General features: G+C 25.2%; 15 protein-coding genes and 1 other annotated feature. Of the genes, 3 read left to right on the top strand and 12 right to left on the bottom strand.

Annotated features, from left to right (window positions below; all coding sequences use genetic code 11):
- Window positions 1-169 precede the first annotated feature (169 nt).
- Entirely contained in the window at window positions 170-1,381 is a 1,212-nt protein-coding gene (locus CLTHE_RS01840; protein ID WP_341456348.1) for an HD-GYP domain-containing protein, read from the bottom strand.
- A 97-nt stretch (window positions 1,382-1,478) separates the two neighbouring features.
- The gene (locus CLTHE_RS16990) at window positions 1,479-1,646 is read right to left on the bottom strand and encodes a PAS domain-containing protein (protein WP_242945606.1); all 168 of its coding nucleotides are present in this window, start codon (window positions 1,644-1,646) and stop codon (window positions 1,479-1,481) included.
- Window positions 1,647-1,889: 243 nt separating this feature from the next.
- Here CLTHE_RS16990 and CLTHE_RS01835 point away from each other — a divergent pair, with 243 nt between their 5' ends.
- The gene (locus tag CLTHE_RS01835) at window positions 1,890-2,273 is read left to right on the top strand and encodes a methylglyoxal synthase (RefSeq protein WP_080021734.1); all 384 of its coding nucleotides are present in this window, start codon (window positions 1,890-1,892) and stop codon (window positions 2,271-2,273) included.
- Between the two features lie 47 nt (window positions 2,274-2,320).
- Here CLTHE_RS01835 and CLTHE_RS01830 read toward each other — a convergent pair whose 3' ends face one another.
- From CLTHE_RS01830 to CLTHE_RS01795, 8 genes are all read right to left on the bottom strand, one after another.
- Window positions 2,321-3,364: an HD domain-containing phosphohydrolase gene (locus CLTHE_RS01830; protein ID WP_080021733.1), complete on the bottom strand. Its 1,044-nt coding sequence runs from the start codon at window positions 3,362-3,364 to the stop codon at window positions 2,321-2,323.
- 197 nt (window positions 3,365-3,561) lie between these two features.
- On the bottom strand, window positions 3,562-4,623 hold the full coding sequence (locus tag CLTHE_RS01825; protein ID WP_080021732.1) for an ABC transporter permease: 1,062 nt from the start codon (window positions 4,621-4,623) through the stop codon (window positions 3,562-3,564).
- On the bottom strand, window positions 4,620-5,705 hold the full coding sequence (locus CLTHE_RS01820) for an ABC transporter permease (protein WP_080021731.1): 1,086 nt from the start codon (window positions 5,703-5,705) through the stop codon (window positions 4,620-4,622). The genes CLTHE_RS01825 and CLTHE_RS01820 overlap by 4 nt, the downstream gene beginning before the upstream one ends.
- Before the next feature lie 11 nt (window positions 5,706-5,716).
- Window positions 5,717-6,652: an ABC transporter ATP-binding protein gene (locus tag CLTHE_RS01815; RefSeq protein WP_080021730.1), complete on the bottom strand. Its 936-nt coding sequence runs from the start codon at window positions 6,650-6,652 to the stop codon at window positions 5,717-5,719.
- Window positions 6,653-6,738: 86 nt separating this feature from the next.
- On the bottom strand, window positions 6,739-7,377 hold the full coding sequence (locus CLTHE_RS01810) for a response regulator transcription factor (protein WP_080021729.1): 639 nt from the start codon (window positions 7,375-7,377) through the stop codon (window positions 6,739-6,741).
- Between the two features lies 1 nt (window position 7,378).
- Window positions 7,379-8,524, bottom strand: coding sequence for a sensor histidine kinase (locus CLTHE_RS01805; protein WP_080021728.1), 1,146 nt, complete (start codon window positions 8,522-8,524; stop codon window positions 7,379-7,381).
- Between the two features lie 149 nt (window positions 8,525-8,673).
- A complete protein-coding gene (locus CLTHE_RS01800; RefSeq protein WP_080021727.1) occupies window positions 8,674-9,492 on the bottom strand; it encodes an aldo/keto reductase in 819 nt (272 codons plus the stop codon).
- A gap of 328 nt (window positions 9,493-9,820) precedes the next feature.
- Entirely contained in the window at window positions 9,821-12,094 is a 2,274-nt protein-coding gene (locus CLTHE_RS01795) for a hydratase (RefSeq protein ID WP_080021726.1), read from the bottom strand.
- Between the two features lie 192 nt (window positions 12,095-12,286).
- Here CLTHE_RS01795 and CLTHE_RS01790 point away from each other — a divergent pair, with 192 nt between their 5' ends.
- Window positions 12,287-13,195 (top strand): LysR family transcriptional regulator, encoded by a 909-nt coding sequence (locus CLTHE_RS01790; RefSeq protein ID WP_080021725.1) that lies wholly within the window; start codon window positions 12,287-12,289, stop codon window positions 13,193-13,195.
- Between the two features lie 92 nt (window positions 13,196-13,287).
- Here the strand turns inward: CLTHE_RS01790 and argS are convergent, their stop codons facing one another.
- Window positions 13,288-14,982, bottom strand: a complete 1,695-nt coding sequence (argS, locus tag CLTHE_RS01785) for an arginine--tRNA ligase (protein ID WP_080021724.1) — start codon at window positions 14,980-14,982, stop codon at window positions 13,288-13,290.
- A gap of 50 nt (window positions 14,983-15,032) precedes the next feature.
- Window positions 15,033-15,248: a binding site (T-box leader), on the bottom strand.
- 170 nt (window positions 15,249-15,418) lie between these two features.
- On the opposite strand from argS, the gene CLTHE_RS01780 reads away from it, so the two are divergent.
- Window positions 15,419-16,930: a Ppx/GppA phosphatase family protein gene (locus CLTHE_RS01780; protein ID WP_080021723.1), complete on the top strand. Its 1,512-nt coding sequence runs from the start codon at window positions 15,419-15,421 to the stop codon at window positions 16,928-16,930.
- A 36-nt stretch (window positions 16,931-16,966) separates the two neighbouring features.
- Here CLTHE_RS01780 and CLTHE_RS01775 read toward each other — a convergent pair whose 3' ends face one another.
- Window positions 16,967-17,614: a site-2 protease family protein gene (locus tag CLTHE_RS01775; protein ID WP_080021722.1), complete on the bottom strand. Its 648-nt coding sequence runs from the start codon at window positions 17,612-17,614 to the stop codon at window positions 16,967-16,969.
- Window positions 17,615-17,684: the final 70 nt, after the last annotated feature.

Genomic DNA, 17,684 nt, shown 5'->3' with positions numbered 1-17,684 from the left:
AATAGCATTTATCCCTTAATATAAATCAAATTACCTATTTAAATAATAAAATATATTTCAATATTATATATAACTATTATTATTTTTAAATTTCATCTTATCCCACAAGAAATTAAAAAAGGTGAACAAAAAAATTATTTTATAAAATAATTTTTATATTCACCTCTATTTATTTTACAATTATTTTTTCTCTTATCTTCACAAATTCCTCTACTACTTTAGGATCAAATTGTGTACCTGAGCATCTTAATAATTCTTTAAGTGCCTCATCTTTACTAATTGCACTTTTATAAACTCTTCCTCTAGTCATAATATCATAAGCATCACATACACTTATTATTCTTGATAAAAGTGGAATTTCTTCTCCTTTTAATCCTATAGGATATCCTTTACCATCCCATCTTTCATGATGATATAAAGTAGCTTCTGCCACCTCTTTTAATCCACTAGATGCTTTTATAATTCTATAACTTTTCTCTGGATGAGTTTTTATTACTTCAAATTCTCTTTCTGTTAATTTTCCTTTTTTCATTAAAATATCTTCTGGTATTCCAATTTTTCCTATATCATGAAGTTCTGCAGCAATTTTTAGTTCATCTATTTGAGATAAATCTAATCCTAATTGCTCCCCTATTTTCACCGCATTTATAGCTACTCTTTCAGTATGATTATCTGTTTCTTCACATGATACTTTAAGCGCCATTTTTAAAGAACTTAAGATTGAACTTTTTATACTTTTATTTTGAAGTAATTTTTTTCTATAAACTTTATCTTCTGCAATTTTTAGCACTTCATAAATATCTTCTTCTTTTTTATTTTTAACTGCTGAACCTAAAGAAATGCTTATATTAAATAATTTATTTTCATATTCGTCACACCGTTTTGATATTTTTTTTATTACTTTTTCACAATTTTTTAAATCTGTATTAGGAAGTAAAATTGCAAATTCATCTCCACCAATTCTAAAAACTTCTAATTCACTAGCTTCTTTTAAAACTCTTGTTATTTGAATTAAAAGTTCATCTCCTTCTCTATGACCAAAAGTATCATTTACTAGCTTTAATCCATTTGCATCTCCCATTATAATTCCTATAGGAAATTTATTTTCATTTGAAAGTTTTTTTTCATATTCCTCAAATCCAGCTCTATTTTTTGCTCCAGTTAGAACATCTGTATAACTTAAATACTCTAATCTTTTTCTATATATTCTATCTTTCGTAATATCTAAAGCTCTTCCTATTACACCTACTGTCTCACCATAAATATCAAAAAAAGGTATTTTTAATATTTCTTTATAATTTTTACTTCCATCTTCTTCTATAAATACTTCTTCATTATAAAAAGGCTTTTTTGATTTTATTATGTCCTTATCTGTTCTCATAAAATATATAGCTTGCTCTTTATTATAATTTATTTCTAAATCAGTTTTTCCAATAATCTCTTCAATGCCTCTTTTTTTATAAAATTCTATACATTCTTTATTGGCATTTAAATAGATCTTCGTTTTTTAAACCTACTATTTCTTCTTTATTTTTATTTATAAACTTAGCATATTTTTCATTTGCAAAAATAAATTTTAAATTTAAATCTTTTATCCATACAGGAAAATCAATATTTTCTAGTAGCATTTTAAATATATTTTGCATTTTTCCCCACCTTATTTATCTTTTGGTATTTAAACCCTTATTTATATTATATCAATTAATCCATCTTTAACAAGGATTGACAATCATATAATTTTTTTATAATTTAGATAATAAATTCATATACAGTTAGTTATAAAATAGTTTTAAATATTAAATAAATATTTTTTGTTTTTATAAATTTAAATTCTATATCTTACTATCTACTGTATAATATAATTAACAATCTATAAGGAGGTTTTCAAAATGCAAATTGCTTTAATATCTCATGATAAGAAAAAGCCTGAAATGATAGAGTTTGCTAAAAAAAATGAAAAAATACTATCTGATTTTTGTTTAGTAGCAACTGGAACTACAGGTACTAGAATAATGGAAAATACAAATCTTAAAATAAAACTTTTTAAAAGTGGTCCTCTTGGTGGTGACCAACAAATAGGAGCTTTAATTCCCGAAGGAAAAATTGATATGATTATTTTCTTTAGAGATCCTTTAACTGCTCAGCCCCATGAACCAGATATAAGTGCTCTTTTAAGACTTTGTGATGTATATAAAATTCCACTTGCTACAAATGAATCTACAGCAACATATCTTTTAAAAGGTCTTGAATTAGACGAAATAACTCAGAAATAATATAAAAGAGGACTATAAATATTTGATAGTCCTCTTTTATTATTTTATTATAAAGATTCTTTTTCTATTTTAAATTTATAATTTATTTTTTCAAAAACTTCTATTATTTTTGGGTCAAAGCTACTTCCTTTTCCCTCTAAAATAATCTTAATTGACTTCTCATGACTAAATGCCTTTTTATAAGGTCTTTTAGTTGTTAATGCATCATAAACATCTCCAATCGCCATTATTCTAGCACAAAGTGGAATTTCTTCTCCTTTTAATCCTATAGGATAACCTGTTCCATCCCATTTTTCATGGTGATATTTAGCCATATCTTTTGCTATATATAAAAAACTTTCTCCATTTGATTCCTCAATCATTTTTTGAAGTGCTAATGCTCCTAAAGTAGTATGTTGTTTCATAAATTCAAATTCTTCATCATCTAAAGAACCATTCTTAAATAAAGTTGCATCATTTATTCCTATCTTTCCTATATCATGAAGTGGCGCTGATTTAATTAAATCATATGCATACTCCTTAGTTAAAATATCTTCATATACTTTTTCTTCAAGTAAAGCCTCAGTTAATATTTTTACATATTTAGCTGTTCTCTTTACATGTCCACCTGTATTCTCATCTCTACATTCAACAAGTTCTGCAAGAGATATAATTATTACATCTTGTAATCGTTTTATTATTTCTATCTTTTCATTTATTTTCTCATCTAAATTTTGTCTACAGCTTTCCAATTCTAAGTATAATTTAACTTTATTTATTAGCATTTGTTTTACAAATGGTTTTCTTATAAAATCTACTGCTCCAAGTTCTATTATTTTAACTTCAATTTCATAGTTTACTTTTGACGTTAAAAATATTACTGGAATATCTTTTAAATTAACATTACCTTTTATATTTTTTACAGTTTCGTATCCATTCATATTGGGCATATTTATATCAACTAATATTAAATCTACTTTATTATTAATTAAAAACTTTATAGCTTCTATACCAGAATTCATTAAAGTTATTTTATAAAGCCCCTCTAAAAATTTTTCTAATAGTTTTAAATTGAGAAAATTATTATCTACAATCAAAATATGCTTCTTCATCCTTTTCCTCCCAAAACCTAACCTCATTTATAATTATACAGTATTTTACTATTTTTTTAATATATTAAAATTATTTTATTTTAAAAACTATATATAATTAGATATAAATAGTATTAAAGAAGCATTTATTACTATAAAAATAAGTCTTTCTACAAAATTAATTCATAGAAAGACTTTATATAAATTTCAAATTCAATCTATTCTTTTACAAAATCTCTTAATTTAAAACTACCTAATGTAAAGAAAACTAAAGACATTAAAATTAGAATTATAACTGGAATTATTAAATTTCCTGTTTCAATTATTTTTAACATCCAATAAAAAGGTGATATTATACCAACCTTAAAAATAGCTGGAGGATTTTTAAGAAAATCTGTGTTTGAATTAAATGTACCTAAGCAAAACATTATTAGAGAAAAAAGTACCATTGTAAGACTTGCTAAAGTTATATTTCTTATCCACCTTGTAACTGCAATTATAATTGATGTTGAAACAATACTACTTAAAAATATAGTTAATATCCCCAAAGGTATATTTGAATTCTCAACTTTTAATAATTTAACTACTATTATATATGATAATGAACTTAATATTCCTTGTATTAAAAAACTAGATATAAAAAGACTTCCTAAAATTTCTTTATCCGTATTTGAAGTAGTAATCATTCTTTTTAATACATTTTGATTTTTTAAATTAATAATCTCTTCTGATATAATAGAGCCACCCATAAACATAAAATAACATATCATTATTACATTAAAACTTTCATTTTGTTTATCACTTATTTCTTTTTTTTCAATTTTTGTTTTTATATAATTATCGGTTATTCCATTACTGTTCTTTTCTTTTAGACTATCTTTAATAAAGCTCTCCATTATACTATCTGACATTAAGGTATCTAAAGAATCTTCTTTCTTATAAACCTCTATATTAGGAATTTCTCCTTTATTTAATTTATTTTCAAAATCATTTGGAATAACATATATACCTATAAGCTCATTATTCTCAATTAATTCTAAATTATCATTTATTTTTCCTGTTAATTCTCTTATTTCATATTGTTCTTTTAGATTATTTATTAACTTTTCTGATTGAATAGAATTTTCATTATTTATTATTCCTATCTTTTCTATTTTTTCATTATCTGAACCATTTAAGAATAATAACATTCCTAAAGGAAATAAAATCAACATAACTAATATTGCTGGATTTTTTAATTGCCTTTTTATATTTACTAAAATAAGATTTAATAATTTCATATACTTCTCTCCTTAATAAACTTTACTTTCAATAATCCTATTAAAAATAATGCAATTGATATTAAGAATGTAATTCCTATCAAATTTTCACACCCCTGTATGCTTCCATTTAAAACATATTGTTCAAATGCTCTTTCTAAATACTCCATTGGTGAAACTAATCCTAAACCTCTTCCAATTCCACCAAATGCTTTTCCTGCAAAGACAAATAAAAGAAAAAATCCCATACCAAGTATATTAGAAAGTTTCTTACCAAATAAAGATTGTAATGCTGAAACTACACCTACTACTAAAAATGTTCCTGTCAAAATTAATATTAATAAATCTATTAAATTTCCATCAAACGCAATACCTGATAATCTAAAGAAAAATATATAAATAAAAATTATTATAAATGCATATACTCCTGTTGATACTCCTTCATATAAATAAATTTTAGCTTTTGTTATAGGAAGAGAAATCAGTCTTCTATATAAATTTTCACCTATCTCTCCTTTATTAGATTTATTTAACATATATATAAGTGTACTAATTATAAATCCAATCATAGAAGCTATTGTTTCTTTATAAAAATTTTTACTTTCCTGTTTTTCAATAATATTCGTTTTTATAACAGAAGAATTATTTATATTATTTATTTCTAAACCTTTGTCATTTTTTAAAGATGCATAAATATTTTCATGATATTTATCTAATATAGACTTTAAAATATTTATTCCATAACTATTTTTATTATCTTTTTGATTTAAAATTAAATTTCCACTCTTTAATGATAAAAGTTCATTTTCATATCCTTTTTTTATAGTAAGACTCGATTTAGCTTCAGAATCTATTTTTAAAAAGTCTTTTAAATTATCACTTTCTAAGAAATTCACTAGTTCCTTAGACATCTTACTATTATCTTCATCAATTATATTTATCTCTAATCTCTTTATGTCCGTTGGATTACTATGACTAATTTCTTTTGTAAATCCCATTACTAAAGCCAATATCACTGGAAAAATAATAAAATATGAGGATGTTACAATAATACTAGATGCTAGTCCCTTTAATGTAGTTTTTATATAATATAATAACCTCATTTTATTTCCTCCTAATCTCTCAAAGATTTTCCTGTTAAAGTTAAGAATATATCTTCAAGCTTAACTTCCTCATAACTTATCTTCTTTATCTCTATATTTCTATTTTCTAATACTAAAAGAACATTTCCCATTTTAAAATTTTTATCTATAGTTAATATAATTTCATTTTCTTTATCCAGTATATTTAATATTCCCTTAACTTCTCTTAAATCTAAAATAACTTCTCCACTTACTTTTTCTAATTCTATAGAAATTTTATTATTTGAAGAAACTGAATTTTTAATTTCATTTTTTGTTCCATAAGCTATTTCTTGTCCTAAATCTATAATAAAAACTCTATTACAAAGTTCCTCTACTTCTTCCATATAGTGAGATGTATAAATAACAGTTGTCCCCCATTCTTTACTTATTCTTTTTATAAAAGTAAAAATATGATTTCTAGATTGAGGGTCAATCCCAACCGTTGGCTCATCTAGAATTAAAACCTTAGGATGATTTAATATTCCAATAGCTATATTTAATCTTCTTTTCATTCCTCCTGAAAACTTTTTCACTTTTTCCTTTTTCTTTTCCATAAGTCCGGATATTTCTAAAGCTTCATTTATTCTTTCTTTTAATAATTTTCCTTTTAATCCATATAAAGCTCCAAAAAATTCTAAATTATCAAAAGCTGTAAGCCCCTCTAATAAAGCTAAATCTTGAGGAACATATCCTATATTTTCTTTTGCTTTTATACTTTCATTTACAATATCATAACCACATATTTTTATTTCTCCGCTATCAGGAGATAAAAGAGATGTCATTATATTTATTAAAGTAGATTTTCCAGCACCATTTGGACCAATAAACCCAAATATTTCTCCTTCATATACCTCAAAACTAACATTATCTAAAACTAATTTATCATCAAACCTCTTTGTTACATTTTTTATTTTTACTATACCCATAAAAAAACCTCCATAAATTCATCTTGATATTATAATAAGATAAATTTTGGAGGTTAAATATATATTAAAGTCATAACTTAAATGACTTAAGTCACTATTCCATTTTTAAATGCAAAAATCGCAATTTGAGTTCTATCCCTAAGCTCTAATTTTGATAATATGTTTGTTATATTATTTTTTATTGTTCCTTCTGATAAAAATAATACTTCTGAAATTTCTTTATTTGTTAATCCATTTCCTATATTCTCAATTATTTTTATTTCTTTCTCTGAAAGAGAAAATTTTTCTATATTATTTTTAACTATATCTTTTCCTTTTAACATTTCAGTTGCCACATCAGGATGCACAACCATATTTCCTTTATAAGCTGCCTTTATCCCTTCATAAATAACATCATGAGAACTATCTTTTAAAAGATATCCAAAAGCACCATACTTTAATGCTTCATTTATATATTCTTTATCCTTAAAAGTTGTTAAAATAAGAACTTTTATTTTTGAAAATTGTTCTTTTATAAGTCTTGTTCCCATAACTCCATCACAATCTTTCATTCTTATATCCATAAGAACTACATCGACTTCATTTACCTTACAAAATTCTAAAGCCTTATATCCATTTTCTAAAGTTCCAACTACTTCTATATCATCAAACAATGATAACATTACCTTAAGCCCTTCTCTAATTAATTTTTCATCATCTACAATTAAAAGTTTAATCTTATTCACTTTAAACCTCCCTCTCTCTTGGCACAATAATTTTAACAAAAAATCCTTCGTTTAATTTTGATTCCATAAACACACTTCCACCAAGTTCTTCGCTTCTCTCTCTTATATTTTTAAGACCTAATCCCTTTTCTTCTATATTTTCTATTCCAATTCCATTATCTTTAAATGAAATTATAAATTCATCTTCTGTAAAGTTCATAATAACTCTTATTCTATCAGCTTTCCCATGTCTTAAAGAATTTGACAATATCTCTTGTGTTATCCTATATAAATGTGATGTTTGCTTTGAATTTAATCCCCAGTCGCCTTTAGATATAGTTTCCTTTATTTTTACTCCAGTCATCTTTTCAAAATTCCTACAAACTTCTTGAATTCTAAAAACTCCTTCATATGAATGATATTCTTCTGGCTTAATTTCTCTTACAGCTCTTTTGACATCTTGAAAACTTTCATTTATAAAATCTCTTAAATTTTTTGCCATTATTTCTAATGTACTGTTTTCTTTTTTAGCAACAGCTTCCATAGCTGAAAGCTGAATCATAGCAGTAGATAAAGCATGTCCAACACTATCATGAATTTCTCTAGAAATTCTATTTCTTTCTTTTAATAAAGTTAACTCTTCAATTGAAATTAAATATCCTTCTAATTCTTCATTAGCTTCTATAAGTTTTTCTTCTGATATTCTTAATTTATCATAAAGCTTTTGTGACTTTAATTTTGTATCATAAAGTTTTTGTATGTAATTTAAAAGAATAAATAATACACCTATAACTAATAAATTAATTATTCCATTTTCAGTTCCTTTTGCTAATATTGGTGATATAGACATTACTAAAATAATAAATATAAAAATATTTTTTATTATTTTATTTTTCAAAGAAAATACATCTATCACTATTCCAATTAAACAAAAAATAATATTACCACCTAGATTTAAGCAAGCTATAGGAATACATAAAAATTCTATAATAATTGATAAAGATATTTTTAAATCACTTTTTAAATAAAATAACCTTATATTATTATTTATTAAAAATAGTAATATAAAAATTAATCCTTTTACTTTTACTTCGTTACTAAACATTTGAATTATTAAAATAAAAAAAGATAAATATCTTAATAAAAGTAACTCTTTACTTTTTCTCATAAGCTCCCCCTAAAAAATAAATCCTACAGAATAAAACTGTAGGATTTTCCTTTTTAAATAATATATACCATACCTTGTTAAAATAATTTTATCAAAATTTTAATCTACAGTCTATTATTTTAACTTATATAATAATTAAAATTTTATATTTAAAATGTTATGTTATCAGGATCTGGCCCAATTCTTTCACTAGTATTTAATTGTTTTATTTTTTCCATATCCGCTTCACTAAGCTCAAAATCAAATATATTTGAATTTTCTTTTATTCTTTTTTTATTTACTGACTTTGGAATAGTCACAACTCCCATTTGTAAATCCCATCTTAAAACTATCTGAGATATAGTTTTATTATATTTTTCTGCTAATTCTTTTAAAAGATCTATTTCAAAGACATTTCCTCTCATTAATGGTCCCCATGCTTCAACTTGTATTTTATTTTTTTTACAAAATTCTAATAATCCATCTTGAGGAAATCTTGGATGAAATTCTACTTGATTTACCATTGGAACTATCTCTGCTCCAGCTATTATTTCTTCTAAATGATGTTCTTTAAAATTCGAAACTCCAATTGCTCTAACTCTTCCTTCTTTATAAAGAGTTTCTAAAGCCCTCCAAGTCTCTTCATTTAATTCTTTTGGCCAGTGAATAAGATATAAATCTAAATAATCTGTTCCTAGTTTACTTATTGTTTTTTCAAAAGCAAATAATGTATTTTCATATCCTTGTTCAGTATTCCAAACTTTACTTGTTATAAAAATATCTTCTCTTTTTACTCCACTCTCTCTAATTGCTTTTCCTACACTTGCTTCATTTCCGTAAAATGATGCACAATCAATATGTCTATATCCAATTTTTAATGCATTTTTAACAGCCTGTACAGTTTTTTCCCCATCTTCAGTCTTATATGTCCCAAAGCCTAATACTGGCATATAAACACCATTTTTCAACTTTACACTTTTATCAAACATCATTTCTCCTCCCTATATATAGATACATCAAATATATTGTCTATTATTTATAATAAATTTTGCTTACTTTTCTAATTTTATATATTATAAATAATTTTATACGTTTCCAAAGCTTTTTTCAATATTTTGTAAAAATTTAAAAATAAATTTTCATTTTAATCTCATTTACATAACATTAAACTATCTATTATAACCTAAAATTAATTTATTTATATTTTAATATAAAAAGAACTTCTATATATTTTTAAACATATTATAGAAGTTCTCTCCATATTAAATTATATTTAAACTAAAAAATTTTTATTTAATCCCACATATTTTAAATATATTATTTTATATTTTTATAATAATTAATTAAGCATCCTTCTAATAATATTTCTTTTTCTTCTTTTGAAATATCTTCTATACTTAATTCTATATTTTTTTGCTCTGTACTTTTTATTAATTTCGCAATAACAGTTTTATCTCCATTTAAAAGTTTAGATTTAATATTTTCTATATAAATATAATCTTCTTTTGAAAGTTCGGCTATTAAATTTTTATCAGCAGTAAATGGAATTATACCCCAATTTACTAAATTTGATCTATATCTTTTTGTAGCATACTCCACACATATATTTGCAAGTCCACCTAAAACTTTTTGGCAAGAAGCAGCTTGTTCTCTTGCTGAACCATCACCTGGTTTTACAGCATAAATAACACTACCAAATGAAGTATTATAAAGAAAATCTTCTACATTTCCTTTATTAACTATATTTATAACTTTTCTTAAATTATCAGTTATTTTTCCTTCTTTAATGAATTCAATTCTTTCTTTTTCTAAATTTTTCATTTCCTTTGCAATTGGTAAATACTCTGGATCTCTTCTTGAAAGAGTAAATTCAGCCATTTTAATTGGATTTGATCTATATGTTGAAGCTTCCCCTGAAGGAATCAATTCATCTGTAGTTGTAACTGGATCTTTTATTACTGAAGCTACCTTTAATAAAATATTTTCATTTAACCTTGTCATTTCTGGCCATTCTGATATATTAGGTCCTACTATTAATTTCTCATCTTTTTTTTCTTTTCTAAACCCATTATATACTCTGCTATAAGAAGAATCATCAAATGTATATTTTTTTTCGAATTCATCAAAATCTAAATCAGTAGCGGCAGTTAAAAAACCTCCATTTAATGATGTAGCTGCAATTGAACGCGCATCCATAAGAGCAACTGTAGCTATCTGTCCTTCACTAGGTTTTGAACCTTCCCTATTAGGGAAATTTCTTGTTGTATGCCTTATTGATAAAGAGCCATTTGCTGGCACATCTCCTGCTCCAAAGCATGGTCCACAGAAAGCTGTCTTTATTATTGCTCCACTTTTTATAAGTTCTATAGCACTTCCATCCTCCATAATTTTTGTATAAATTGGAGTACTTGCTGGATATATATTTAAAGAATAATAATCATTAGTAAGTTGATGACCTTTTAAAATTTCCATAGCGGCTTTAATATTCTCATACATTCCACCTGCACATCCTGCTATTTCACCTTGATCTACTTTCAATCTTCCATCTATAATTTTATTTCTTAAATTTACTTTTATATTAGAATTCATTATTTGTAGGTTAGCTTTTCTTTCTGTTTCCTTTAATATTTCTTCTAAATTATCATTTAACTCTTTTATTGTATAAGCATTGCTTGGATGAAAAGGCAATGCTATCATAGATTCTATTTTATCAAGTTCAACCTTTACTAAACCATCATATAAAGCTAAATCCTTTGGTCTTAATTCTTTATAATCTTCTGGTCTTTTATGAATTTTAAAATATTCATTTACCTTTTCATCAGTACACCAAATTGAACTTAAACAAGCTGTTTCAGTTGTCATTACGTCTATTCCATTTCTAAAATCCATTGAAAGATTTTTAACTCCCGGTCCTATAAATTCAACTATTTTATTTTTTACAAAAGAACAACTAAAAACCTCTCTTATTATAGCTAAAGCAATATCTTGTGGTCCAATTCCTCTTTTAGGTTTTCCTTGTAAATAAATTGCTATTACTTCTGGTCTATCTATATCATAAGTATTTTGAAGAAGTTGCTTTACTATTTCTCCTCCACCTTCTCCAATTCCCATTGTCCCAAGTGCTCCATACCTTGTATGACTATCTGTTCCAAGTATCATCTTCCCACAACCTGCCATTACTTCTCTCATATATTGATGAATTACTGCTTGATTTGGAGGAACATAAATTCCTCCATATTTTTTTGCTGCTGTTAATCCAAATAAATGATCATCATCATTTAAAGTTCCTCCAACTGCACATAAAGAATTATGACAATTAGTTAAAACATATGGGATTGGAAATTTCTTAAGACCACTTGCCTTTGCAGTTTGAATTACTCCAACATAAGTAATATCATGTGAAGTAAGAGAATCAAACTTTAATTTCAAATGTTTATTATCTCCTGATATATTATGAGAACTAATTATTTGCCATGCTATTGTATTGTTTTTTCCTTCTTCATCAGAAATTTCATAATTAATATTATTTTTATCAAATTCTATAATTTCATTATTTAAAATCCAAACCTTATCTTTTATTAAAGTAATCATTTCATCACTCCAAACATTTCCACTTTTTTATTTAATTTAATACTATTACAGCTAAAAATATTCGTCCAATACATTATTTGAATATTTTTCATTCATTAAAGCTATAATGTATTATCTAATTGTATTATTGTTAAGTTTTATTCTTTAATGTATGATAATCTTAAATAAATATTTTAGGAGTTGATGATCTTAATGGATTTTAAAGAACTTCGTTATGTCATTGCAGTAAGTAAATATAAAAATATAACTAAAGCAGCTCAAGCTTTATACATATCTCAACCTTCATTAAGTAAATATATAAAAAATTTAGAAGATAATCTAAATATAAAATTATTTAATAGATTAGGTAATAAATTTGTATTAACTTATGCTGGAGAATGTTATGTAAAAAATGCTAAAGAAATTTTAATATTGAAAGATAAATTAGATTCTCAAATACAAGATATTAATGATCTCCAAAAAGGAAGACTTAACATAGCTTTTCCATACACAAGAGGTTCATATATGATTCCATCTACTATACCAAAATTTAAAGAAAAATATCCTAATGTAGAAATAAATTTAATTGAAGATTATTCATCTGATTTAGAAAGTCTATTGTTAAATGGTGAAGCTGATATAGCTATTTTAAATACCCCTATTAATAGTAAAGATTTAGATTATGAAATTTTAAGAGATGAAGAGATAGTTTTAGTAACAAGTTATAATCATCCATTATGTAAAGAAGGCAAAGCAATTGAAGGTTTTAAATTTCCTTGGATTGATATAAGAAAATTTTTTAATGAAAGATTTATTCTACAATTTCCTGGTCAAAGAACACGCCAAATAGCAGAAAAAATATTTAGTTATTATAAATTTAAACCTTCCGAAATTTTTCAAACACGAAATTTAGAAGCTTCTGTTAGGCTAGCGACTTCTAATTTTGGAGTTTGTTTCGTTTTAGAAAATCACCTTAAACATATGTCAATAGAAAATAAACCTTCCTATTTTTCTATAGGCAATAAAAATTCTAAAATTAAATTAGTAGTTGCTTATAGAAAAGGTTTCTATCTATCCAAATATGCAAAAGAATATATTGAAATAGTAAAAAAAATAATTTAATCTATTTTTTAATTTATAATAATTAATATCACAAATTCTTTATTAACAAAAATCACACTATATATTTATAGTGTGATTTTTGAATATTTTTATTACATTTTTTCTACTACTTCTATTCCTATTAATGCTAGTGCATTTTTAATTACTTGGCAACTAGCCTTAACAAGTGCAAGTCTTGATTGTTTTAAACTTTCATCTTCTAAGTTTAATACTGAATGTGCATTATAGAATTTATTAAATGCTTTAGCTACTTCTATTGCATATCTAGTTACTACACATGGTTCAAGTTTTTCAATTGCACTATGAATATTCTTTTTAAAACTTTCTAATGTTTTTATTAATTCAAACTCTTCTTTTGAATTTAATTTTGAATAATCAACTTTTGAATAGTCTATTTCTCCAGCTCTAGTTAAAATTGAATTTGCTCTAGCATATGAATATTGAACATATGGTCCTGTCTCTCCTTCAAATGAAAGTATTTCTTTCCAATCGAAGATAATATCTTTTTCTCTTGAGTTTTTAAGATATGTGAATACAACAGCACCGATTCCTATCTTCTTAGCAACTTCTTCTTTATTTTCAAGCTCTGGATTCTTTTCATTTATAACTTCAAGAGTTTTTTCTACAGCTTCTCTTAAAAGATCATCTAATAATACTACATTTCCTTTTCTAGTTGACATTCCTCCATCTGGGAATTTAACTAATCCAAATCCAACATGAACGCAATCTTTAGCCCATTCTTTTCCTTCAAGTTCTAAAACTTTAAATACTTGTTTAAAATGAAGTGCTTGAGGAGTTCCAACTACATATATACTCTTATCAAAATTATAATTTTCTTTTCTATAATTTGCTGCTGCAAGGTCTCTTGTAGCATAAATAGTAGCTCCATCACCTTTTAATACTATACAAGGTGGCATATTATAATCATCAAGCATTACAACTTGTGCCCCATTACTTTCAACAAGAAGATTTTTTTCTTTAAGACCTTCTACAACTTTATCCATTTTATCATTATAAAAAGCTTCTCCAGCTAATGAATCAAATTTAACTCCTAAAAGGTCGTAAACTCTGTTAAACTCTTTTAAGCTAAGTTCTCTGAATCTTTGCCATAATTCTGTAGCTTCTTTATCTCCATCTTCAAGCTTTTTAAAATACATTCTTCCTTCATCAACAAGACTTTCATCTTTTTCTGCTTCTTTATGGAATTTAACATATATTCTTAAAAGCTCATCTATAGGGCTTTTTTCTAAAGCATCTAAATCAGCCCATCTTTTATATGCTGATATAAGCTTACCAAATTGAGTTCCCCAATCTCCTAAGTGGTTTATCCCAACTACGTTATATCCTTCTTCTTTAAATAATTTATAAAGAGAATTTCCAATAGCAGTTGTGAAAAGGTGTCCTACGTGGAAAGGTTTTGCAATATTTGGTGATGAATATTCAACACAAACAGTTTTACCTTCACCTATATTTGAAGAACCATATTTATCTCCTTCATTTAAAACTGTTTCTATTGTAGTTTTAGCAAAAGAGCTTTTATCAACAAAGAAATTTAAATATGGACCTAAAGCTTTTATTTCTTCAAATCCATCTTTACTTAATTTTTCACTTAATTCAGCTGAAATCATATTTGGAGCTTTTCTCATTACCTTTGCTAATTGGAAACAAGGAAATGCATAATCTCCCATATCTGATTTTGGTGGAATTTCTATAAGTTTTTTAATATCTTCTAATTCTAAATCAACTTGAGTTTTTATAAGCTCAGCTATTTTTTGTTTATAATCCATTTTATATCCTCCTGTATTTTTATAATAAAAAAACCGCCTCTTAAAATTAATTAAGAGACGGATAAGTTCCGCGGTACCACTCTAATTGCACAAAATTTGTGCCTCTCTTTTTGTTAACGCAAAGATCTTTGCTTTGCGGCTATCCTTACTCATTTCAGGTGCTCCTCAGAGGCTCTCTTCACTTTATCTTTCTTATGGGCTTACACCAAATTCCCAATTCGCTAAAAGAATTTTAATAAAGTTACTCTTCTCGTCAAAGGATTTATTTAAATTTCTTTTGTTAATTATACACAATTTATTATCATAGTGTCAATAAACCCTTAAATATTCTTTAATTTAAATGTTTATTATCTTAAAAGGTGTATAATAATATAAATCGAAATAAAAAAAACCTTTTGAGATTTATAGTAATTTATGTAATAAAAGGAGTAGTGTTATGAATAGAATAGGAATTATTGAAATAGGCGTAGACATTTTCAATTTAACTCTTACTGAAGTTGATGATAATGGCTATTTTAAAATATTAAATGAAATTCATTCTTCTGCTAAACTAACCACAAGTTTATTAGATAATACTAAATTATCTGAAGAAGAATTAAATGTAACCATTGCTAATCTTAAATCATTTAAAGCAATGTGCCAAGTATCTGGTGTTAAAACAATAATTGCAGTAGCAACTGAAACATTCCGTGAGGCCACTAACAGCTATCTTTTAGCAGACCTTATAAAAGATTTACTTTCAATAGATATTAAGATTCTTACTGTTAAAGAAGAAATAAATTATAATTTCTTAGCAGTATCACATAGTATTTATTTTGATAATTCTCTTTTAGTAAATATTGAGGGTTGTTCAACACATATCTCTTGGGTAAAGGATGGAAAAATTAAAGAAAGTCTTTCCCTTCCTATTGGTTATTTAAATATAACATCAAATTATAATTTAGCTGATGAAATTTCATTAGAAGATATTCAGCGTGCTGAAGAAGAAACTCTTCAACCATTAAGAGAATGTGCTTGGATTAAGGAAAATTCATTTGATTCTATAATCTCTAGTGATATTATAGTTCGTTCTTTAGGTAGAATAGATAGACCTAAAAAGAAATATCCTCTTGATGTAGCTCATAATTACGAAATGTATGATGTAGATGTTTTTAATCACTTTGATTTTTTAATAGAAAAAGACTTAAAATCACGTAAAACAATTGATGGAATAAAAACAAGAGAAGCTAATATAATCGTAGGTGGTACTCTTATATTAAAAAATATATTAAAGCTATCAAATATAAAATCTGTAATTGCTTCTTCAAATGGTTTAAGTGGCGGATTAATGTATGATTATATAATTAATAACTTTAATATTACTGAAAAAAATATGCTTGATTATTCTATTAATGGAATAATGGATAAACTTAAATTAAATAAATCCCATGCTCATCAAGTTTATTTTATTGCTAAAAAGTTATTTAAGGAATTAAAACCTATTCATAAACTTGGAAATGAATTTGATGATATTTTAAAAACTGCTGCTCTTTTACATGATTGTGGTACTAGTATTGACTATTACAACCATCATAGACATAGCTTTTATATAATTTTAAGCTCCGAAATAAAAGGATTAACTCATAAACAAATGCTTATGAGTGCAGCTATTGCAGCATATCATAGAAACAACCAATTTAAGCTTCCTTTATCTCAATACAACTCAATTCTTAATAAAACAGATCTTAAGCATATAGATTATATAGGAACTATTTTAAAAATAGCTGAAGGTTTAGATAGAAGTCTTGAAGGAGCAGTAAAAGACTTTTCTGTAATAATTAATTCAGATAAAGTTTTAATTTATTTAAATTCTAGAGTTGATTTAGAATTTGAAATAAATCAAGCAATGAGAGCAGCAAAATACTTTAAAAATCTTTATAAAAAAGAATTAGTAATTCAAAAATTTTAAAATAAAAAGCTACCAAAATTAATTGGTAGCTTTTATTTATAATATTACAGTTATTATTAAATGTATAAACCAACTTAATACATCTAATATTAAATTAGCTGGTATCCTTATAATAGGCCCTGCTAAAAGAATTATTGCTATTAAAATAAGAAATTGATTTCTAAGCATAGGTTCTGCATATTTATAAAAATTCTTTGGACTTAAATCTCTAAAAATATTAAAACCATCTAATCCTGGTAAAGGTAATAAATAAAATACAAAGAGACTAACATTTATACTTATAACATATTTTGTCATTTGTATAATAACAAACATTATTGTTCCAACTATATTAAATTTAAAAGCTATTATATTAAGAATAGCTAATACAATAGAAGCTACAAATGCAACACCTAAAGTTGCAAGTGGCCCTGCTAAACTTACCTTTAAATCATCTTTATAAAAGTTTTTATATGCTCTTGGATCTGTTTCAACTGGTTTTGCCCATCCAATTCCAAAAACTACTATTAATAATGTTCCTATTGGATCTATATGTGTTAACGGATTTAAATTTAATCGTCCTTGCATCCTTGGTGTTCTATCCCCTAATTTATCTGCCATTCTAGCTTTTGCATATGAATGGAAAGTAAATGCTAAAAGTATAGCTGGTATTGAATATATTATTTCTTGTATACTTCTTATCATTCAAAATTCTCCTTTTGTCTTATATTATTTTCACTATTATATCATAATAAACATATCATTGTATATAGTA

It is taken from the genome of Clostridium thermobutyricum DSM 4928, assembly GCF_002050515.1.
Lineage (GTDB): Bacteria > Bacillota > Clostridia > Clostridiales > Clostridiaceae > Clostridium > Clostridium thermobutyricum.
This window is presented reverse-complemented; position numbering and strand designations above follow the sequence as displayed.